The organism is Candidatus Arthromitus sp. SFB-mouse-Japan, assembly GCF_000270205.1.
GTDB lineage: Bacteria > Bacillota > Clostridia > Clostridiales > Clostridiaceae > Dwaynesavagella.
Genome location: NC_015913.1, coordinates 875,704 through 896,570, shown reverse-complemented (window position 1 = coordinate 896,570; position 20,867 = coordinate 875,704). Strand labels below are relative to the sequence as shown.

Below are 20,867 nucleotides of genomic sequence, written 5' to 3'. Positions count from 1 at the left end.
TTAGAGAAGTAGCTATTAAGAGGGGGTATATCAATTTGTTTTTTGATTTGATTGAAAAAATAGCTTCAATTATCATAAATTTAGTTTATATTATTTCATTTTATTATTTAGCAGTTTCAATATTGGGTCTTCTTTTGAGAAATAGAGAAAATAGAAAAATTGAAAATAAAAATAGATTTGCTATTGTTATTGCAGCTCATAATGAAGAAAAGGTTATTTCTAATAGTTTAAATAGTTTAAAAAATTTGAATTACGATAAAGAATTTTATGATATTTTTGTTATAGCGGATAATTGTACGGATAGAACAAAAGAATATTCTTTAGCTCAGGGAGCATTAGTATACGAAAGATTTGATGATAAGAATAAAGGGAAAGGCTATGCTCTAGAATGGATGTTTAATAAAATATTTGATATGGGAGATAAATATTCTGCTATTATTGTTTTAGATGCTGATAACATTGTATCACCTAATTTTTTAACAGAAATGAATGTGAAATTAAATAATGGACATAAAGTTATTCAAGGTTATATTGATAGTAAAAATCCAAATGATAATTGGCTTACAATGAGTTATTCTATAGCTTTTTGGAGTAATAATAGATTATTTCAGTTATGTAGGGATAATTTAGGGTTGTCTTGTCAGCTATCAGGTACAGGATTTTGTTTAGATATTGAAACTCTTAAAAAAGTTGGATGGGGAGCTACGTGCCTTACAGAAGATTTAGAGTTTACTTGTAAATTAATAATGAATAATATGAGAGTTGTATTTGCCTATAAGGCTGTGGTTTATGATGAAAAGCCTCTTACATTAAAACAATCATGGAATCAAAGAAGAAGGTGGATGCAAGGATTCGCTGATGTATCAAGTAGATATTTTTGGAAGCTAACAGAAAGGGTGTTTTCTCATAAAGATTTGAGAGCATTAGACTGTGCCTTATATTCCATACAACCTATAGTAATAACTATACTTGGAATAGTTTCGATGTTTAATATTTGTAAGTTATCGTTATCATTAAGTGCTGTTCTTATGGGACAACCATTAATTTTCGAATTTAAAGCTATAAGATTCATATCATTAGCCTATTTTATATTTCAACTTATGATAACTCCTATAATGATACATTTAGATTCTAAACTAACATTTAAAGTTTTACTTTATTATATATTTATATACCCATTTTATATAATAACTTGGGTGCCTATATCTATACAGGGAATTTTAAATAAAAATAAAAAAGAATGGTTTCATACAGATCATTCAAGAAATGTAAGTATTAATGAACTAGAAAAATTTAAGAATTAAACAAGGAGTTTAAGGATTTTTGTTGAATATATCTCTCGTGTACATAGTTCTTTAAGCTGCGGTGTATTTAAATTTTTATATATAAATTTTCCAGTTTTTTAGTACAAAATTTAAATTTTAGCTTTTCTAATAAATAGGAGGAATTAGTGTGTTAGATTTTGATATGAATAGTATTTTTCAAAACGCAAGAATAAAAGTAATTGGATGTGGCGGCGGCGGTGGGAACGCTGTTAATAGAATGATAGAAGATGGTCTTAAAAATGTAGAATTTATTGTTGTTAACACCGATAATCAAGCATTAAGATTATCTAAAGCAGAATCTAAAATCCAAATAGGGGAGAAGTTAACAAGAGGTCTTGGAGCTGGAGCAAATCCAGATATTGGTGAGAAGGCTGCTGAAGAGAGTAAGGATATGATAAAAGATGCGATACAAGGAGCTGAACTTGTATTTATAACTGCAGGAATGGGAGGAGGAACGGGTACAGGTGCTGCTCCAGTCGTTGCAGAAATAGCTAAATCATTAGGTATATTGACAGTTGGTGTTGTCACGAAACCTTTCCCATTTGAAGGAAGAAAAAGAATGATACAGGCAGATATGGGTATATCGAATTTAATGAGTAAGGTTGATACATTGGTAACTATACCTAATGAAAGATTGCTTACAATGGTTGATAAGAAAACATCATTACTTGAAGCTTTTAAAAAAGCAGATGATGTTTTAAGACAGGGTGTTCAAGGTATATCAGACCTTATAACTATACCTGGTATAGTTAATAGAGATTTTGCTGATGTTAAGGCTATTATGAGCGATAGGGGACTTGCTCATATGGGTATAGGTAGAGGTACTGGTGAGAATAGAGCTATAGAAGCAGCTAAACAAGCAATATCATCACCGCTATTAGAAACTTCTATAATTGGAGCTACAGGTGTATTGATGAATGTTACGGGTGGTCCTGATTTATCGTTGCATGAAATTCATGAAGCTGGGAATATGGTTCAGGAATCTACAGATGAAGATGCTGTATTTATGTTTGGTGCTGTTATAGATGAAGATTTAAAAGATGAAATTAGAGTAACTTTAATAGCTACTGGTTTTGAAGGAAGTATAAATAGAAAAGTAAGTGAAATTTTAAAGGAAGAGATTTTAACAACTAAAACAGATGTTCCTAAAACAATCAATGATGATAAAAAAGAGGAATCCCAAGAAGAAAGAAAGGACTTTAAGAAAAATAATTCTAATGATAAGGATGATGATTATGGCATTCCAGCTTTCTTAAGGAAACGTGATTTTAATAAATAGTACATATTTTATAGGTAAAAATAAGAAGACTAGTATATTTTTATATGATAATACTAGTCTTCTTATTTTTATTTTTGAAATTATATAGGTTTATAAAGATTGTAAAATATTACATAAAAAAATATATTGATTACAGTAAAAACAACAAAATTTTAATTGTATAACTCCTATAATATATAGAGATTTAAATAGGAGGACTTGAATATGGTTATTTATTATGACTTATTTGTATTTGAGAACTTCATTTTTAATTTATTTGTTTTATATACGTCTTTTAAAATGCTGAATTTAAAATTAAATTTACTTAGGTTATTAATTGCATCTGCCATATCATCATTTATAGCTAGTTTGATTTTAATAAATTTAAATTCTGTGCTTTATTTATTATTTATTACATTACTAAGTATATTAAGTGGATTGATTTTATGTATGCCTAGCATTAGACTTTATTATTTTGTACAAATAATTGTAAGTATGTTATTCACATCATTTGTATTATTTGGAATTATTAAATTTTTAAATGTATGGTTAATAACTATAAATTATAGAATTATATTAATAATTTTTATTGTTGTTTTTGTCATATATAGCGTGGTAAAAAAATATATAACTAGGAGTGCATTTTTTAATAATTACATATTTGAGATAGAATTAAACTATCAAAATAAAATTTATAAATTTAGGGGGTTCTTAGATACAGGTAATGAATTATATGAACCAGTATCTGGCTTACCAGTAATAATTGTAGAGAAAAGATGTATTCCAGGTGTTTTTTATCATGAAAAGTATTTTTATAAAATACCGTATAAGGTTATAACGGGGGATACATCATATTTTGAAGGTATAAAGATCAAGAATGTTTATTTTAAAAATAACAATAGAGATTTTTATGCTGATGTTATTTTGTGTACAACCAACACATTGTTAGATTCTAATAAACGTTTTGAAGCAATATTATCTAGGTGCATAATTTAGGGGGAAGGTTAATGAGGAAGATAATAATTTTCATTAATAATTTGATTTACAAGTTTAAATGTATAACTCGTGCTATTTTTTACATAGGAAGTAGTGATGCATTACCGCCACCATTAACTCGTGACGAAGAAGATGATCTTATAAATAAATTATTAATAACTGATACAGAAAATGTAAGAACAATATTGATAGAAAGAAATTTAAGATTGGTTGTATATATTGCCAAGAAATTTGAAAACACTGGGATTATGGTAGAAGATCTTATATCTGTTGGAACTATTGGTCTTATTAAAGCGGTTAACACTTTTAATCCAGATAAAAAAATAAAATTAGCAACATATGCCTCTAGATGCATTGAAAACGAAATATTAATGTATTTAAGGAGAATGAATAGAGTAAAGGGAGAAATTTCATTTTATGAACCATTAAATACAGACTGGGATGGGAATGAATTATTATTATCTGATATACTTGGGTCTAGTGATAGCAATGTCTTTGAATTTATTGAAGAGGAAATTGATAGGGGACTTCTTGTTATAGCAATGGAATCATTAAATAATAGAGAACATGAAATAATATCTTTAAGATTTGGTTTAAATGGATACTTAGAAAAAACCCAGAAGGAAGTAGCAGATATTTTAGGAATTTCTCAATCATATATATCCAGATTAGAGAAGAGAATTATTAAAAAATTAAAGAAAGAAATAAATAAAATGCTATAGTTTTTATATAAAGATAATTTATATTTATTATTAGGATTTTAAGGGAAAATTATTACTTTAAATATAGTAGTAATTTTCCCTTAAATATTTTTTGAGAATACTACATGTATTGAAATTGATTAATTAAGGCTTATTATGAATAAATATTTAAATGATTTAAATACTACAAAAAAATTACAAAAGAGTTAAAAAAGATGAATAATATCGAATGATGTCGGTAATACTAAGAAGGATAAGTACTCTGAAGGGACTGATATTATGATAAGTAAGGTTGAAATATGTGGTGTTAATACAGCTAAATTACCTGTGCTTAAGGACAAAGAGATGAAAGAACTTTTATTAAAAATGAGAAATGGTGACACAAAATCTAGAGAGGTGTTTATACAAGGAAATTTGAGGCTAGTATTGAGTGTTATACACAGATTTAATAATAGGGGAGAAAATGTAGATGATCTGTTCCAAGTCGGTTGTATAGGACTTATTAAAGCTTTAGATAATTTTGATTTAACACAAAATGTTAAATTTTCTACTTATGCAGTTCCTATGATAATAGGAGAAATTAGAAGATATTTGAGAGATAATAATGCTATTAGGGTTAGCAGATCTTTGAGAGATATAGCATATAAGGCTTTAATCGTAAAAGATAAGCTTATGTCGGAGAATAATAAAGAGCCTACTGTATCTCAAATTGCTAAAGAGTTAGATATTCCCCGAGAGGAAGTTGTATTTGCCTTAGATGCTATACAAGATCCAATATCATTGTTTGAGCCTATTTATCATGATGGAGGAGATTCAATTTTTGTGTTGGATCAGATAAGTGATTCCAAGAATTGTTATGAAAATTGGATAGAAGATATATCTATAAAAGAGGCTATGAAAAAATTAAATAAAAGAGAAACTATGATATTAAATTTAAGATTTTTTACTGGAAGAACTCAAATGGAGGTTGCTGAGGAAATTGGTATTTCTCAAGCACAAGTGTCCAGGTTAGAGAAAACAGCTTTGAAACATATGAGAAAGTACATATAATAAGAGGCTATCTGTTATAGATAGCCTCTTATTATTTATATTTCATTTTTTAATATACGAACTGAATTTAGGATTACAATAAGTGATATACCAACATCTGACAGTATAGCTGTCCACATAGATGATAATCCTAAGGCCCCTAATATTATTACCAATATTTTTACGGTTAAAGATAATACTATATTTTGCATAGCAATTGTTCTTGTTTGTTTTGCTATTTTTATTGCCTTTACTATCTTATATGGGTCATCATCAATTAAAACAATATCAGATGCTTCAATAGCAGCATCACTTCCAATGCTTCCCATAGATATTCCAATATCTGCCATAGCTAGAGAAGGAGCATCATTTATACCATCTCCAATAAATGCTAAAGTTGATTTTGGAGGTTTATTAGATAGTAATTCTTCTACATATTTTACTTTTTGATCTGGTAACAACTCTGAATATACTTTTGTAATTTTTAATGTATCTGCTATAGCTTGAGCTGTCTTATTATTATCCCCCGTAAGCATTGCTAAATTATTTATATTCATCTTTTTTAATTCAAATATAGTTTTAGATGAATTCTGTTTTATTTTATCTGATATCAAAATGCATCCGAGATAGGTATTATTTTTTGCTACATACACTTTTGTTCCACTCTCATCTATAAAATCAACATTAATATTGAATTTATCCATCATCTTTTTATTTCCACTTATTATAATATCATTGTCTATACAGATACTGATTCCATATCCAGGAATCTCCTCGAATTTATATATTTTTAACTTATCAATGGGTTTGTTATAATAATCAATTATGGATTTAGCTATTGGATGATTTGAAAAACTCTCAGCCATTACAGAATATTTTATTAATTCATCTATTTCACAGTTTTTGGGTATAACTTTAGTTATAAAAAATTTTCCTTCTGTTAGTGTACCTGTTTTATCAAATACTATAGTTGATAAATTATTTAGTGCCTCTAAGTGATTACTAGCTTTTATAAGTATACCATTTTTAGATGCTACACCTATGCCGCTAAAGAAACTTAATGGTATTGATATTACTAGTGCACAAGGACAAGATATAACTAAAAAGATTAAGGCTCTATAGATCCATTCTGATAGAGTGTTGTAACCTAGAATAATTGGTGGAATTGTTGAAATTATAAAAGCAATTATTATAACAGTAGGTGTATAAATCTTTGAAAATTTAGTTATTAAAATTTTCAGTATTTGATTTTTTTGAATTTGCATTTTCTACAAGATTAAGAATTCTAGATACTGTTGAATTTTTAAATTCCGATTCTACTTTTATTTTGATTAGAGATGTTATATTTATACATCCTGATATTACTTTATCTCCAATTGTTACTTCTTTAGTTAAAAATTCACCAGTTAATGCTTTTGTATCTAACTGTGATATTCCTTGTATAATTTCACCATCTAGAGGAATTTTTTCACCAGGTTTTACGACAATTATATCTCCAATTTTAACTTTGCTTGGATCAACAATTTTTATAGAATCATTAGTTTCTAAATTTGCAGTATCAGGTCTTATGTCCATTAGACTTGATATTGATGATCGTGATTTATTGATAGCCCTATCTTGTATAAATTCTCCAACTCTTGAGAAAATCATAACTGCTACAGCTTCCTGAAATTCTCCTATGATTAATGCACCAATTGTTGCAATCATCATCAATGCATTTTCATCAAATATTATCCCTCTTTTTATATTCATAACTGCTTTTTTTAAGATATTAAATCCTATTAGTAAATAACTTGCAAAGCATACATAAAATTTAAAAATTAAAGTTTGATGTGTAGCTTGGGATAATTCAGATTCTTTGATAAAAAATGAAATTATAAATAAGATTATACCTATGGAAAATGAGATGACTTCTAAGGAGTTTATTTTATTTTTAGATTCATTTAGATGATTGGATGTGTTAAAACTCATATCAGGTTCTATTTGTATGCATAATTTCATAATTTCTTGTAGTTTTTGGTTTATATTTAAAGTATCTTTAAATTCTAAGTTAAGATTTTGGGTTAATACATCTATATCAACTTTAGATATATAACTTAATTTTAGTAGTTCATTTTTAATTTTTCCTGCACATTCATAACAATTCATATTTTTAAATTTTAAAGTGTGATTATTCATATACAATCCTTTCAATATAAATAATTATATGGTTATTATAACACTTAGATAGTATAAATAAAGTTATTGAATCATATAGATTAATAAAAAATTTTTTTAAATACAAAGGAATGATTTTATGTTAGATATGTCATTTTCATTAAATGACTTAAAGACTATGGAAGTCATAGATGTAAGTATAGGTGCTAAAGTAGGATATATAAATGATTTTGTTATTGATACAGATACATTTAGGGTGTTATCAATTATAGTTTCTTATACAAAGGGATCATGGTTTTTTAAAAATAATTATTTGGAAATTCCATGGGATAAGATAATAAATATAGGTTTAGATGTTATATTGGTAGATGGAAGCAATATTGATTTATTATTAGAAGCAAGGAACTAATGGTATTTTTTGAAATTTGATATTTTTATTAATTAATAATTCGGTTTTAAATTTTATTGTAATTTTTGTTTTGGTTATGTTATTATGTTTTAAAGGAAATGACAAGATACTATTTCTAGTAGTTTTATGTAGTTTGTTAACTGTATAAATTTTTGAAATTCCTTCAATCGTTTTTGGAGGATTTTTGTATTTCTTAGGTATATTAATTTAGTTTGTTATAGGGTGATTTTTATGGAATTAATAGAAATTGATAATAAATATTTTCTATATAAACAGGTAAATAATATTTGTTTTGTTATTACCACAGCTAATTCTGAATTTGGAATACACCCAAATCTTAAAAACTATAATAAAAATATAAATTTTATTAAGAAAAAATTTGATTTACACGATGTATTTGTAGCATCTCAAATACATGGTAGTACTGTTGTTGAATGTGATAAAAATTTTTCAAGTGGTATAGAAGCTGATGGATTAATAACACAAGAAAGGAATTATGGGATAGGTGTATTTACTGCAGATTGTGTCCCTATATTTTTATTTGATTCTCAAAAATATATTGTATCGATTTTACATAGTGGATGGAAGGGAACTTATAACGAAATAACAGTAAATGCAATTAATATTTTTTTAGAAAAATATTATTCAAATATTAATGATATAGTTATTTATATAGGACCTCATAATAAAGTTTGTTGTTATGAAATTGGAGAGGAGCTTAAACGTAAGTTTAGTGAGCATTATAAATTTAAACAAAATAATAATATATTTAATGGAAATAATCTTAATCTATTGGAATGTATTAAGACTTCTGTATTGAATTGTAATATTCCGCTTGAGAATATAAATGTTATAGATTATTGTGTTCATTGTAGTAATGATGTAAAATTTTATTCATATAGAAAAGATCCAAAATCTTTAAACAGAATATTCTCATTTATTTTTATTAAATAAACTTTACAGAGGATTAAGTGATTATGGGTAAAAAGATTTTAATTATTGAAGATGAATTAAATATTGCTGAATTATTAAGATATAATTTGACAAAAAATGGATTTGATGTAAAATGTACTTTAGATGGATTAGATATAATTAATGTTGTAACAGAATTTAGACCCGAATTGATATTGCTTGACTTAATGCTAACTGAAAAAGATGGTTTTGAAATATGTAATGAGTTATCTACTAATGAGAATACTAATAAAATACCGATAATAATAGTTTCTTCAAAAAATAGAGAGTTTGATAAAATTTTAGCACTAGATCTTGGAGCAGATGATTATATTTGTAAACCGTTTTCCATAAATGAAGTAATTGCTCGAATAAAAGCTGTATTTAGAAGAATGGAAAAATTGAATATAAGTAGAATTAACTTATCTTATGATTTCAAATTTGGTGATATATTGTTAGATTTAAAAAAGAGAGAAGTATATAAAAAAGGCAGAAAGCTAGATATGACTTTTAAAGAATTTGAGTTATTAGTTATGCTAATAAAAAGCAATGGACGTGTTTTAACTAGAGAATATATACTTGATAATATTTGGGGATACAATTATATAGGTGAAACTAGAACTGTAGATGTTCACGTTAGAAATTTAAGAAAAAAGATAGAAAATGATGACAAAAATCCTATATTTATTGAGACTGTGAGAGGAATAGGATATAAATTTAATTTAAAGGATAATGAAGAATTTTAATTTAATATTGATAGTTTTCTTATTAATACTAATTTTAAGTATGTCTATTTGGGTTCTAAAGTTTAATAATAGAATTAAGCGTAATTTGTTAAATATTTTAACAATTAATTCTAATGATTATTTAGAATCACTTGTTAATATGGCCAATAAAAAAAGTTTTAGATTAGAAAATATATTAGATTTGATAAAGCTTAAGTTTAATAAAGTGTATAAAAAGTATGATAAATTATGTGAAGATAATTATGTTTTAGAGAGAACAATAGATATTCTTGAGTATGGAGTCCTGATTTTAGATAGTAAAAATAGGATTTATTATGTAAATGATGAATTAGGTAAATTATTTAATATTTTAAGTTTGAAAGAAATACATAATAAATTACTTAAAGAAACTAATTTAAGATGGTTGCTTGAATTTAGTAATGATACTATTTTTGAGATACCTGAAGAATATTCATTTATTAATATATCGTGTTATATAAAAAAGATAAATAATAATTTTACTGTATATACATTTAAAAATATAACCGAACAAAAGAAGATTGATAATATGAGTGCAGAATTTATCTCAAATATAACACATGAATTAAAAACACCTCTAACATCTATAATAGGATTTGCTGATACGTTAAAAGAGGTTGAGGATGAAAATGATAGACAAATATTTTATGATATAATATCGAAGGAAGCTATAAGGCTCAACAATTTAATAAGTGATATACTTATTTTTTCAGAAATTCAAACACAGAATGATATAACAAAGCAAAAGATAGATATCATGCAGTTGTTATATAGTGTTAAACAATTACTTACTCCTCAGATATCTAATAATATTAATATTAATATTATTGGAGATAGAATTAAAATTTTAAGTTGCGAAAAGTATATTATGCAAATATTTTTAAATATAATTGATAATTCTATAAAACACTCTTTTGGAGAAAATATAGATATAATTTGCAAAGAGGATAGTAAAAATGTATGTATTAAATTCTCAGATGATGGAATTGGAATACCAAAAAACGAAATTGAAAACATATTCAAGAGGTTTTATAAAATTCCAACTTCTAAAACAAAATTTCGAGGAACTGGTTTAGGTTTGTCCATAGTTTATGGTGCTGTCAAAAAGATTTCTGGCAATCTTGAGGTTTTTAATAATGAAGATAAAGGTGTGACATTTAAAGTTAATATTCCTAAAAATAAAGTAGAGTAAGTCAATTGCTCTACTTTATTCATTTTTTTTATAATGGAAACGAAATGTTTTATTAGGTTGGAGTATTACTAATAAATATATTTATAGAAATTGAGCCATCTTCAAAATCTATTTTTGGAGGTGGCTATTATATTTAATATAGATTTAACATTGACAAAATATAAACTTAACTAATTTAATTTAGAATAAATATTAGATTAGTTTGAGGAGAGTAATTTTATGAGCAAAGGAATCTTTAAATTATTAAATTTAGGTTTGGCATTGTGTTTATTTTCGTTTGTTTCTTGTGCAAGTAACAATCAAAATAAATCCAGTTTGCGTGGCAATATTGTAATTGATGGATCATCAACAGTTTATCCAATTACAGAGATAGTAGCTGAAGAATTTTCCATAGTTAATCCAAAGATTAGGATATCTATAGCTGAATCTGGAACTGGTGGAGGAATGAAAAAATTTATAGAAGGTGAAATAGATATAGTTAATGCTTCTAGAAAGATTAAAGATTCAGAATTAGAGCAAGCTAAAAATAATGGAATTGATGCTCAGGAATTAATTGTAGCAAATGATGGAATATCGGTTATTGTTAGTAAAGATAATGATTTTGTGACAAATTTAACTAAAGAAGAGCTTTCTCATATTTTTAGATATGATAATCCTGCGTTATATTGGAGTGATGTAAGGGAAGGATTTCCAAATGAATTAATAAAGGTTTATACACCAGGTACAGCATCTGGAACTTTTGAATTTTTTACTGAGGTTGTAAATGGTAAGGCTAAAGTTCAAAGGGAAGATGCTATAGTTAGTGAAGATGATAATATTTTGGTTAAAGGGATAAGTGGTGATAAGTATTCAATAGGATATTTTGGTTATAGTTACTACGAATCGAATAAAGATAAGATTAATTTACTATCTATTGATAATGTTATACCTTCTATGCAAACTATAAATGATGAAAGTTATTTATTATCGAGACCTCTCAGAATATATTTTGATAAAAATGATCTTGATAGGGAAGAAATAAATGAATTTCTTAAATTTTATCTTTTAAATTCTGGTACTCTTTCTGAGGAAGTTAATTTAGTCAGACTATCAGATAAGGATTACGAGGATCAATTAAAGAATTTAAAATAATTTTTAAATATAATTGTACATTTAAGTAATTTAATATTGGTTTGGAGGTTTTATTTTAGTGAAGGAGAAGTTTATAGAAAGTCTTTTAAAATTATTTGCCTTTATTTCAATTTTTATAACAATAGTTATAGTTTTTCTATTATTATTTGAAGCTAAAGATTTTTTTAAAGAGGTGAGTTTCTTTGAATTGTTTAAAGGAAATTCATGGAATCCACTTTTAAGTACACCTACTTATAATATTATGACTTTAATAATTGGGACTATAATGATAGCTGTTATTTCATGTTTAATAGCAATACCTATAGGACTTTTAATTTCAATTTATTTAAGTGAATATGTATCTAAAAAAGTTCGTGGTTTTTTAAAACCTGTTTTAGAGGCATTGGCATTTATTCCATCTGTTGTTTATGGATTTTTTGCACTAACTTTTATCACACCTATATTAAAATTATTTATACATAATTTGGAGATATACAATGCATTAAGTGCTGGTATTGCTATAGGTATAATGATTATTCCTATGATTGCATCACTGAGTGAGGATGCATTAAGAAGTGTACCTGGCTCAATAAAAAGAGGGGCTTATGCTCTTGGTAGTACAAAATATGAAGTTACAACTAAAGTTTTAATTCCAGCAGCTAAATCAGGAATTATATCGTCATTTATTTTAGCTATTTCCCGTGCGATAGGTGAAACAATGATTGTTGCAATTGCATCTGGAAGTAATCCACTTTTTAATGTTAATCCGTTAAAGAGTGTTCAAACATTAACTACTTATATGGCTAATGTTAGTATGGGAGATGTATCTTTTGATTCTATTGAATATAAAACTATTTTTGTTTGTGGAGCTGTATTGTTTTTAATTACATTAATTTTAAATATTATAGCTCGTAGAATTATAAACAAAAATAAATATAAGTTTTAGGAATGAAAGCGGGTAAATAATGAAAAGTGAATTATATGATAGGGAACTTATAAAAAATAATCTCAAGAAAAGAGAAGCTAAAGATAAAATGCTAAAAACCGTAACTTTAATTGCAACGGGTATAGGAATATTTTTTCTAATTGCTTTATTAGTTCAGATTTTTTCAAATGGATTAAAAAATTTAAATTGGGAGTTTATAACGAACTTTCCATCCAGTAGACCTTTAAAAGCTGGGATAGCACCAGCAATTGTTGGAAGCATATATATATTAGTTTTGACTGCAGTAATTTCTATACCATTTGGAATTGGTACAGCTATTTATTTGGAATTGTATGCTAAACCATCAAAGATTACAAATTTCATTAAATTAAATATTCAAAACCTAGCGGGTGTTCCTGCTATTGTATACGGTATACTTGGTCTTGGGGTTTTTGTAAAATTATTTATGTTTGGATCAAGTATATTATCAGGAGCATTAACGCTTTCCTTGTTGGTTTTATCACCAATAATAATTTCTTCACAAGAGGCATTTAGGGCTGTACCGTATTCATTTTATGAAGGAGCTTTAGCACTTGGTGTATCAAAATGGAAAGCTATTAGAGGTGTAGTTCTTCCGTGTGCTCTATCCAATATAGTTACTGGAATAGTTTTATCTCTTGCTCGTGCTATTGGTGAGGCATCTCCACTTATTGTGGTTGGAGCAGCAACTTTTATAAGATTTATACCTGTAAGTTTATTCGATGGATTTACAGTTTTGCCTATACAAATATACAATTGGACTTCAAGACCAGAAATTGAATTTCAGTATTTAGCATCGTCAGGAATAATTATTTTGTTATTGATCGTTTTAGCATTTAATATCGTAGCAATTATTATAAGGAAAAAATTCGAAAAAAAATATGATTAAAAGATAGGGGATTAATATTTAATGAAAAAAGCTATTATAAAAGTTGAAAACTTAGATTTTTTTTATGGAGAAAAACAAACCTTATTTGAAATAAATATTGATATATATGAAAATAAGGTTACAGCTCTTATTGGGCCTTCAGGATGTGGTAAATCTACGTTTTTAAGAAATTTAAATAGAATGAATGAAATGTTTGATTATGCCAGATATACTGGCAATATACTTTTAGATGGCAAAGATATAAAAGATCAAGATGTTGTTCTTCTTCGTAAAGAGGTTGGATTAGTTTTTCAAAAACCAAACCCATTTCCTAAATCTATTTACGATAATATAGCTTTTGCCCCTAGAAATTATGGAATAAAAGATAAGAGTATATTGGACGAATTGGTTGAAACTACATTAAAAGATGTGGCACTTTGGGATGAAGTTAAAGATGACTTAAAGAAAAGTGCTTATAATTTGTCTGGAGGACAACAACAAAGATTATGTATCGCAAGATGTTTGGCTACTCAGCCAAAAATAATTTTAATGGATGAACCAACTTCGGCATTAGATCCAATTTCGACTATAAAAATAGAGGAATTGTTAGTTAAACTTAGAAAGAAATATACTATTGTTATAGTTACTCATAATATGCAACAAGCCGGAAGAATTTCTGATTACACAGCATTTTTTTTGAATGGTAAACTTGAAGAAATGGATAAGACTGAAAAAATATTCCAAAATCCGGCTAATAAACTTACGGAAGACTATATCACGGGAAGATTTGGATAGAATTTTAGGAGGATTGTTATGCGCATAAAATTTAGAAGAGTTTTAGATGAGTTAAATGAAGCTCTATTGAAATTAGGAGATCTTGTTATAGAACAGTTCGAAAAATCAGAGAAAGTTTTAAGAACTAAGGATAGTGAGTTAGCAAAATTAATTATTGAAAATGATGATAATATAGATTTTCTTAAAGAAGAAATGGAATATAAGTGTTTAAAATTAATTGCGACTCAGAATCCGCTTGCAAGTGATTTGAGGAGACTATTTACAACAATAAAAATAATCCAGGATTTAGAGCGTATAGGTGATTATGCTGTAGATCTAGCAAAAGTATCTATGTATATACCTGAGAATGAAAATATTGATTCTGAAATATCAGACTATTTTTCAAGCATAATTAAGAAAATGGTCAAAGAAGTAATTCAAGCTTATGTTGATAATAATAAGAAAAAGGCTATTGAAATATACGAGAGTGATGAAGCAATTGATGATGAGTATACTAAAGTCTTTTCAAATACTATGGAAAAAATGAACTCAGGCAAAATTACAAATAATATAGCAGTTCAAACCTTATTTGTTATTAAATATTTTGAAAGAGCAGGAGACCATATAAATAATATTTGTGAAAATATTATGTATTTAAAGTCCGGTGAGTTTTTTAAAAGAAGATTAAATAAATAATTTAATGTTTAAACCTTAAGGTATTATATATCTTAAGGTTTTTTTGTAACAATTTGAAGGAATTTTGTATATATTACTAATTAAAAATTAATTTAACAATCAAAGGATGATTTGAATGGAAATCAAGATTAATGAAAAGTTAATTAAATATAATTTTTCCTCGAGGAATGGAGAAAAAATTAAGTATTTAGTAATACACGATACAGATAATACTAGTGTTGGAGCAAATGCTGATGCTCATTATCATTTTTTTAATTCAGAGTATAGAGATGCATCTGCACATTATTTCATAGATGATACTCAAATTTTAAGAATTGTTAAAGACTCAGATAAATCTTTTCATTGTGGTGATGGACATGGAAAATACGGAATTACAAATGAAAATAGTATTGGAATAGAGATGTGCGTTAATTCTGATGGTAATTATGAAAAAATTTACAATAATACACTTAAGTTGACCAAATATCAAATGGATAAATATAATATTCCGCTTGAGTGTGTTGTTAGGCATTATGACGCCAGCAGAAAAATATGTCCATTGTCGATGAGAGAAAATAACTGGGAGAAGTGGAAAAAATTTAAAAAGGATATAGAAAATATGGACTATAGTTCAACTAATTATACAAGATTTATACGATTATTATATGAAAATTTATTTAAGCGAGAGCCCGATGACGAGGGATTGAAATTTTGGAATGACGAATTGGAAAATGGGTTAAGTTATGGAGATATGCTAAAACGTATAGCTGATAGCGATGAGTTTAAAAATATATATTTAAAATAAAAGCTTTTGCTCATTTAATGTGAGCAAAAGCTTTTTTCTCTTTTAGTTTGATACAAAAAGTCAATGTTAATTTACGTTGCTTGTAGTAATGGTAGGTTTTTCTTATAATAGTTGTAACAACTGAAAGAAAGGAGACTTTTTTCATATGCTTAATGAAAATATTAAAGTAATTAGGAAATCAAAAGGGTTTTCACAACAGGAGCTTGCTGTTAAATTAAATGTGGTACGACAAACAGTTTCCAAATGGGAGAAAGGACTGTCAGTTCCTGATTCCGATATGTTAATCTCCTTATCGGAAGTTTTTGAAATATCTGTAAGTACATTGTTAGGAGAAACTATTACTGAAATAGAAGCTGATACCTTAAAAGTTATTTCAGAAAAATTGGAAGTGATAAACTTACAACTAGCACAAAAGAAAAGCACGATAAGAAAAATTATTCATTGTGGACTTATTTCGTTATGTGCAATTATAGTAATAATTTTTGCAATATTATTGTTATTGGAAAGTTCTTATTTGGGGTGGAATTATAGTGAGCCAGAAACTGCTGTCCTTGGGGTGGCATTTCATTCATTAGAATGGATGTTTGTTAGAGTATCACCGATTATCTTTATTGTGGCAATCATTGGAATTTTGTTGATACAAAAGAAAGAATAAAATTATGCGAGTTGCCAATAGTATGAAAGTTGGAACAGAAATTTAAAGCTGGAATTGGACGGAGCATTAAGTTTGAACCAGATACTATATCTGCATTTTATATGTATGGAAGGAGTGGACTTTTATATTAAAAAGGTACTGATTCTAGTAAAATATGATGTAGTAGTGTTCAGTTAAAAATAATGGCAATTCAGGTATAAATTATATCAATCTTAATACGAAATATACTGTAAATCAGTATAAAAAGAGGAATATAATAAGTTAAAAAATCAAAACTTTAAAATAAGAGAATTTATTTTTAAATAAATTTTATGATATATTGTGAATTAAATGTAAAAAATGATATAATGTTGAATATGATATTTTGATAAGTTTTGGAGGTAATATTTTAAAATTATGAAATTATTTAAAAAAATGAAAGTCTTATTACTTGCGTTTGTCATTTTATTTAGTACGAGCTCATGTATAAAAAATCCAGATAATTTTAAAGAAATTTATCAAGGAACAGGGGCTCTTTCAGAAGCTATTCCACTTAAAAATGAGTTTAATGAATCAGATAATGCTCCAGTTCAAAATCCTGATTTAATAGATGAAACTGAAAAAATTATTCAGATATTAACCTCAGAAGAATTTAAGGGAAGAGCAAGCGATACTGATGGTAATGATAAAGCTGTAGAATATTTAAACTCTCAATTTGAAAATATAGGTTTAGATTATTTATTTAAGGATACATATTTGCATAAATACAAATTTAAAAGTAACATTAATGCTTACAAAATTATTGACCCAGATGGTGAAAAAAGTAATGTTGTTGGATTGATAAAAGGTACTAATCATAGTGAAAAGAGTAAAGCAGTAGTAATTACAGCACACTTTGATCATATTGGTAGAGGATTTAACCCAAAAGATGATAAAACAATTCATCCTGGTGCAGTAGATAATGCTTCTGGTACAGCAGTACTTTTAAGAATTGCACATAAGATTAAAGAAATGTCAAAGGAAACTCCATTTGAAACAGATATAATAGTAGCAGCAGTTAATCATGAAGAAATAGGATATATTGGTTCAAGAGCATTGATTAATGATATAAAAGATAGATATAAAAATATTTACAATATAAATATAGATTGCGTTGGAGTAAAGAATGGGTCTCCTCTCATTGTTTATAGTAGTGATAAAAGATCTCCAGAGTTATCTCCACTAATTTTTCAATATATGGATACAACAGGTGAGGCTATTAATAAAGACACAAAAATTAGAAACTATACTAGTGATCATATGGCCTTTGAGAAAAATGGAATTCAGTCAATTTTCTTTATGGATACTTATGATGATGATCTAATTCATCAAACAACAGATACTTTAGAAAATAATATAGATGTTGAAAGATTAAATAAATTGGTTGATCATATTTGTGGATTTTTGAGATTCAATGATAAAAATGCAATTGCTAAGAAAGATCCAATAGAAGTTTAATTGGTTAATGTTTGGTACAGTGTTTAATTACTGTACCTTTTTTATTGTTATTTGAAATATTTTCATAAATTTTTTGTTCTTTTTATCCTATAGTGTGAAATAATTAGAGTGTAAAAATTTGATTTATAGGGTTAGGTATGATGAAAAACAGGAGAGCTTACGTAGTCACCTATTGAGTGTACAAATTTATGGAAGTTTACAGTAGGTAAGCATATTAACAACAGTACATTTGATATTATTTTTAACTGAGATATTTTAACATCTGAGAGTGATGTAATTGATAATTGTGTTATAATGTAAATGAATTTATAAAATTGATAATTTAAGAATTTAAATGTGAAACATATTTTATTTATAAATATGTTGGAGGAATATAAAATGAAAAAACCGATTGTTGCAATTGTTGGTCGTCCTAATGTAGGAAAGTCTACATTATTTAATAGAATTGTTGGAGATAGAGTTTCTATAGTTGATGATTCTCCTGGTGTTACTAGAGATAGAATTTATAGAGATGCAGAATGGCTTAAATATAAATTTATAATGATTGATACTGGTGGTATTGAATTTAAAACTAATGATGATATGTTTAAAAATATGAGAATTCAAACGGAGCTTGCGATAGAAACTGCTGATGTAATTTTGTTTATTGTTGATGGTAAAACTGGTCTTGTAGATGGAGATAGAGAAGTTGCTCGTATACTTCGTAAAAGTAAGAAACCTATTGTACTTGTTGTAAATAAAATTGATTCTAAAAAAGACGAGATGAATTTGTATGAATTTTATGAATTTGGTCTAGGTGAGCCTTGTTCTATATCTTCAAGTCAGGCTTTAGGACTTGGTGATATGCTTGATGAAGTTGTTAAACATTTTGAAGATAGTGATTTTGAAGATAGTGAGGATGATATAATTAAAATCGCTTTTGTTGGCAAGCCTAATGTTGGAAAGTCTTCATTAATAAATAAATTATTAGGATATAATAGGTCAATAGTAAGTGATATTGCAGGAACTACTAGAGATTCTATTGATACATATTTTGAAAATGAAGTTGGTAAATTTACTTTGATTGATACAGCAGGTATTAGAAAGAAGGCTAAAATAAAAGAAAATGTTGAACATTATAGTGTTATTCGTAGTCTTTATAGTATTGATAGATGTGATGTTTGTCTCCTTATGATTGACGCAACTCAAGGAGTGACTGAGCAAGATGAAAAAATACTTGGTTATGCTCATGAAAGAAATAAAGCTATAGTTATAGTTGTAAATAAATGGGATGTTGTTGAAAAAAATAATAGAACTTATAATGAGTTCAAAAATAAAATACAAAATCAATTGAATTTTGTTACATATGCTCCGTATTTATTTATATCTGCATTGACAGGACAAAGAATTCATCAAGTTTTAAAAATTTCAAAAAAATGTTATGAAAATTATTCAAGAAGGGTTCCAACTGGAATTTTAAATGAAATTATAGGAAGAGCTACGATGATAAAAGAGCCTCCAATAGTTGGACTTAAAAGGTTAAAAATATATTATTGCACTCAAGTTGATGTTAAGCCACCTAAATTTATATTTTTTATAAATGATGAAAGTACTTTACACTTTTCATACATAAGATATTTAAATAACCAGATAAGAGAGAGTTTTGATTTTGAAGGAACAGGTATAGAAATACAATATAAGGAGAGGAAAGAAAGGAAATGAATTTAACATTTTTAGGAAGTGGGAGTTTTGGAACAGCACTTGCTGTAATTTTTTCACAATATAATTTTAATATAAAAATGTATGATAGAAATGCCGATGTTGTTCTTGGTATTAACCGTGATAAAAGAAATATAAAATATTTAAAAAATATTACCATTCCTGAAAAAGTTATGGCTACTAATGATATTGATGAAGCTATTTATGATAGTGATATAATTTTTCTTTCAGTACCATCACAAGCCATAAGAGAAATATCTAGAAAAATACATAGTAAATTGAAATCAAATAGTATTATGGTTTGTTTATCTAAAGGAATAGAATTAACTACATATAAAAGACTGTCAGAAGTTTTGGAAGAAGAATTCCCAAATAATCCAATTGTTGTTTTGTCTGGACCAAGTCATGCAGAAGAAGTTGCTACAAAACAACCTACTGCACTTGTTGCTACTTCAAAAAATATGGATAAGGCAATTTTAATTAGAGATATGTTATCCAATGATGTTTTAAGAATTTACACAAATTCTGATATTATTGGTGTTGAAATAGGTGGTGCAATGAAAAATATCATTGCTTTAGCCATAGGTATTATTAATGGTATGGGATATGGAGATAATTCAAGTGCAGCAATTATTACAAGATCACTAAACGATCTTATAAAAATGGGTATTGTAATGGGAGGGAAATTAGAAACATTTTTTGGTTTAACAGGAATCGGTGATTTAATTGTTACTTGTTTAAGTAATCACAGTAGAAATAGAAGATGTGGTCTTCTCATTGGTCAAGGAATGAAACTTGATGAAGCTATTAAAGAGATAGGTATGGTTGTTGAAGGTATAACAGCTTGCAAAATATTTTACAATATCGCTAAAGAAAAAAATATTGAAGTTCCTATAATAGAATCAATTTATGAAGTCTTATTCAATAATAAGGATTTACGATACATTGAAACAACTTTAATGTCTAGGGATAAAAAAGATGAAAAATTTAAGATATAAATTTTAGTTTTACTATAATTAAAAATCTTTAAATAGAATACTACTAAATTTTAGTAGTGTTC

The 20,867-nt window shown here is 26.8% G+C and carries 19 protein-coding genes and 1 pseudogene; 19 read left to right on the top strand and 1 reads right to left on the bottom strand.

Annotation, left to right across the window (positions count from 1 at the left end; all coding sequences use genetic code 11):
- The first annotated feature begins 35 nt into the window (after nucleotides 1–35).
- The 5 genes from SFBM_RS04320 to sigG all read left to right on the top strand — a co-directional run bounded on the left by SFBM_RS04320 (nucleotide 36) and on the right by sigG (nucleotide 5,330).
- Entirely contained in the window at nucleotides 36–1,304 is a 1,269-nt protein-coding gene (locus SFBM_RS04320; RefSeq protein WP_014017958.1) for a glycosyltransferase family 2 protein, read from the top strand.
- Between the two features lie 148 nt (nucleotides 1,305–1,452).
- Nucleotides 1,453–2,604, top strand: a complete 1,152-nt coding sequence (ftsZ, locus tag SFBM_RS04315) for a cell division protein FtsZ (RefSeq protein WP_005806164.1) — start codon at nucleotides 1,453–1,455, stop codon at nucleotides 2,602–2,604.
- A gap of 204 nt (nucleotides 2,605–2,808) precedes the next feature.
- Entirely contained in the window at nucleotides 2,809–3,579 is a 771-nt protein-coding gene (locus SFBM_RS04310) for a sigma-E processing peptidase SpoIIGA (protein WP_007440625.1), read from the top strand.
- Nucleotides 3,580–3,590: 11 nt separating this feature from the next.
- On the top strand, nucleotides 3,591–4,301 hold the full coding sequence (gene sigE / locus SFBM_RS04305) for an RNA polymerase sporulation sigma factor SigE (RefSeq protein ID WP_007440624.1): 711 nt from the start codon (nucleotides 3,591–3,593) through the stop codon (nucleotides 4,299–4,301).
- A gap of 258 nt (nucleotides 4,302–4,559) precedes the next feature.
- Nucleotides 4,560–5,330: an RNA polymerase sporulation sigma factor SigG gene (gene sigG, locus SFBM_RS04300; protein WP_005806171.1), complete on the top strand. Its 771-nt coding sequence runs from the start codon at nucleotides 4,560–4,562 to the stop codon at nucleotides 5,328–5,330.
- A gap of 35 nt (nucleotides 5,331–5,365) precedes the next feature.
- Here the strand turns inward: sigG and SFBM_RS08290 are convergent.
- Nucleotides 5,366–7,487: pseudogene (locus SFBM_RS08290) on the bottom strand (heavy metal translocating P-type ATPase).
- Nucleotides 7,488–7,605: 118 nt separating this feature from the next.
- On the opposite strand from SFBM_RS08290, the gene SFBM_RS04290 reads away from it, so the two are divergent.
- The 14 genes from SFBM_RS04290 to SFBM_RS04225 all read left to right on the top strand — a co-directional run bounded on the left by SFBM_RS04290 (nucleotide 7,606) and on the right by SFBM_RS04225 (nucleotide 20,805).
- Nucleotides 7,606–7,875: a YlmC/YmxH family sporulation protein gene (locus SFBM_RS04290; RefSeq protein ID WP_005806173.1), complete on the top strand. Its 270-nt coding sequence runs from the start codon at nucleotides 7,606–7,608 to the stop codon at nucleotides 7,873–7,875.
- 231 nt (nucleotides 7,876–8,106) lie between these two features.
- A complete protein-coding gene (gene pgeF / locus SFBM_RS04285) occupies nucleotides 8,107–8,829 on the top strand; it encodes a peptidoglycan editing factor PgeF (RefSeq protein ID WP_005806175.1) in 723 nt (240 codons plus the stop codon).
- A 23-nt stretch (nucleotides 8,830–8,852) separates the two neighbouring features.
- Nucleotides 8,853–9,572: a response regulator transcription factor gene (locus tag SFBM_RS04280; protein WP_005806177.1), complete on the top strand. Its 720-nt coding sequence runs from the start codon at nucleotides 8,853–8,855 to the stop codon at nucleotides 9,570–9,572.
- The gene (locus SFBM_RS04275) at nucleotides 9,559–10,782 is read left to right on the top strand and encodes a sensor histidine kinase (protein WP_005806180.1); all 1,224 of its coding nucleotides are present in this window, start codon (nucleotides 9,559–9,561) and stop codon (nucleotides 10,780–10,782) included. The genes SFBM_RS04280 and SFBM_RS04275 overlap by 14 nt, the downstream gene beginning before the upstream one ends.
- A gap of 219 nt (nucleotides 10,783–11,001) precedes the next feature.
- A complete protein-coding gene (locus tag SFBM_RS04270; protein ID WP_005806182.1) occupies nucleotides 11,002–11,913 on the top strand; it encodes a PstS family phosphate ABC transporter substrate-binding protein in 912 nt (303 codons plus the stop codon).
- Between the two features lie 58 nt (nucleotides 11,914–11,971).
- Nucleotides 11,972–12,838: a phosphate ABC transporter permease subunit PstC gene (gene pstC, locus SFBM_RS04265; protein ID WP_005806184.1), complete on the top strand. Its 867-nt coding sequence runs from the start codon at nucleotides 11,972–11,974 to the stop codon at nucleotides 12,836–12,838.
- 19 nt (nucleotides 12,839–12,857) lie between these two features.
- On the top strand, nucleotides 12,858–13,745 hold the full coding sequence (gene pstA / locus SFBM_RS04260) for a phosphate ABC transporter permease PstA (protein ID WP_005806186.1): 888 nt from the start codon (nucleotides 12,858–12,860) through the stop codon (nucleotides 13,743–13,745).
- A 21-nt stretch (nucleotides 13,746–13,766) separates the two neighbouring features.
- Nucleotides 13,767–14,519 carry a phosphate ABC transporter ATP-binding protein PstB gene (gene pstB, locus SFBM_RS04255; RefSeq protein ID WP_005806188.1) on the top strand — a complete coding sequence of 251 codons (753 nt, stop codon included), beginning with the start codon at nucleotides 13,767–13,769 and terminating at the stop codon, nucleotides 14,517–14,519.
- Nucleotides 14,520–14,537: 18 nt separating this feature from the next.
- Nucleotides 14,538–15,194, top strand: a complete 657-nt coding sequence (phoU, locus tag SFBM_RS04250) for a phosphate signaling complex protein PhoU (RefSeq protein WP_005806190.1) — start codon at nucleotides 14,538–14,540, stop codon at nucleotides 15,192–15,194.
- 115 nt (nucleotides 15,195–15,309) lie between these two features.
- Nucleotides 15,310–15,978 (top strand): N-acetylmuramoyl-L-alanine amidase, encoded by a 669-nt coding sequence (locus SFBM_RS04245; RefSeq protein ID WP_005806192.1) that lies wholly within the window; start codon nucleotides 15,310–15,312, stop codon nucleotides 15,976–15,978.
- A 145-nt stretch (nucleotides 15,979–16,123) separates the two neighbouring features.
- Nucleotides 16,124–16,633 (top strand): helix-turn-helix domain-containing protein, encoded by a 510-nt coding sequence (locus SFBM_RS04240; protein WP_005806194.1) that lies wholly within the window; start codon nucleotides 16,124–16,126, stop codon nucleotides 16,631–16,633.
- Between the two features lie 396 nt (nucleotides 16,634–17,029).
- Nucleotides 17,030–18,109 (top strand): M28 family metallopeptidase, encoded by a 1,080-nt coding sequence (locus tag SFBM_RS04235; RefSeq protein WP_005806196.1) that lies wholly within the window; start codon nucleotides 17,030–17,032, stop codon nucleotides 18,107–18,109.
- A gap of 378 nt (nucleotides 18,110–18,487) precedes the next feature.
- Nucleotides 18,488–19,810, top strand: coding sequence for a ribosome biogenesis GTPase Der (gene der / locus SFBM_RS04230; protein WP_005806197.1), 1,323 nt, complete (start codon nucleotides 18,488–18,490; stop codon nucleotides 19,808–19,810).
- Nucleotides 19,807–20,805 (top strand): NAD(P)H-dependent glycerol-3-phosphate dehydrogenase, encoded by a 999-nt coding sequence (locus SFBM_RS04225; protein ID WP_005806199.1) that lies wholly within the window; start codon nucleotides 19,807–19,809, stop codon nucleotides 20,803–20,805. The genes der and SFBM_RS04225 overlap by 4 nt, the downstream gene beginning before the upstream one ends.
- Nucleotides 20,806–20,867: the final 62 nt, after the last annotated feature.

What these genes read in the sequence shown, in the direction of transcription:
- SFBM_RS04310 (WP_007440625.1), top strand. Translation starts at nt 2,809, where the DNA reads ATGGTTATTTATTATGACTTATTTGTATTTGAGAACTTCATTTTTAAT.
- sigE (WP_007440624.1), top strand. Translation starts at nt 3,591, where the DNA reads ATGAGGAAGATAATAATTTTCATTAATAATTTGATTTACAAGTTTAAA.
- sigG (WP_005806171.1), top strand. Translation starts at nt 4,560, where the DNA reads ATGATAAGTAAGGTTGAAATATGTGGTGTTAATACAGCTAAATTACCT.
- SFBM_RS04290 (WP_005806173.1), top strand. Translation starts at nt 7,606, where the DNA reads ATGTTAGATATGTCATTTTCATTAAATGACTTAAAGACTATGGAAGTC.
- pgeF (WP_005806175.1), top strand. Translation starts at nt 8,107, where the DNA reads ATGGAATTAATAGAAATTGATAATAAATATTTTCTATATAAACAGGTA.
- SFBM_RS04280 (WP_005806177.1), top strand. Translation starts at nt 8,853, where the DNA reads ATGGGTAAAAAGATTTTAATTATTGAAGATGAATTAAATATTGCTGAA.
- SFBM_RS04275 (WP_005806180.1), top strand. Translation starts at nt 9,559, where the DNA reads ATGAAGAATTTTAATTTAATATTGATAGTTTTCTTATTAATACTAATT.
- SFBM_RS04270 (WP_005806182.1), top strand. Translation starts at nt 11,002, where the DNA reads ATGAGCAAAGGAATCTTTAAATTATTAAATTTAGGTTTGGCATTGTGT.
- pstA (WP_005806186.1), top strand. Translation starts at nt 12,858, where the DNA reads ATGAAAAGTGAATTATATGATAGGGAACTTATAAAAAATAATCTCAAG.
- pstB (WP_005806188.1), top strand. Translation starts at nt 13,767, where the DNA reads ATGAAAAAAGCTATTATAAAAGTTGAAAACTTAGATTTTTTTTATGGA.
- phoU (WP_005806190.1), top strand. Translation starts at nt 14,538, where the DNA reads ATGCGCATAAAATTTAGAAGAGTTTTAGATGAGTTAAATGAAGCTCTA.
- SFBM_RS04245 (WP_005806192.1), top strand. Translation starts at nt 15,310, where the DNA reads ATGGAAATCAAGATTAATGAAAAGTTAATTAAATATAATTTTTCCTCG.
- SFBM_RS04240 (WP_005806194.1), top strand. Translation starts at nt 16,124, where the DNA reads ATGCTTAATGAAAATATTAAAGTAATTAGGAAATCAAAAGGGTTTTCA.
- SFBM_RS04235 (WP_005806196.1), top strand. Translation starts at nt 17,030, where the DNA reads ATGAAATTATTTAAAAAAATGAAAGTCTTATTACTTGCGTTTGTCATT.
- der (WP_005806197.1), top strand. Translation starts at nt 18,488, where the DNA reads ATGAAAAAACCGATTGTTGCAATTGTTGGTCGTCCTAATGTAGGAAAG.
- SFBM_RS04225 (WP_005806199.1), top strand. Translation starts at nt 19,807, where the DNA reads ATGAATTTAACATTTTTAGGAAGTGGGAGTTTTGGAACAGCACTTGCT.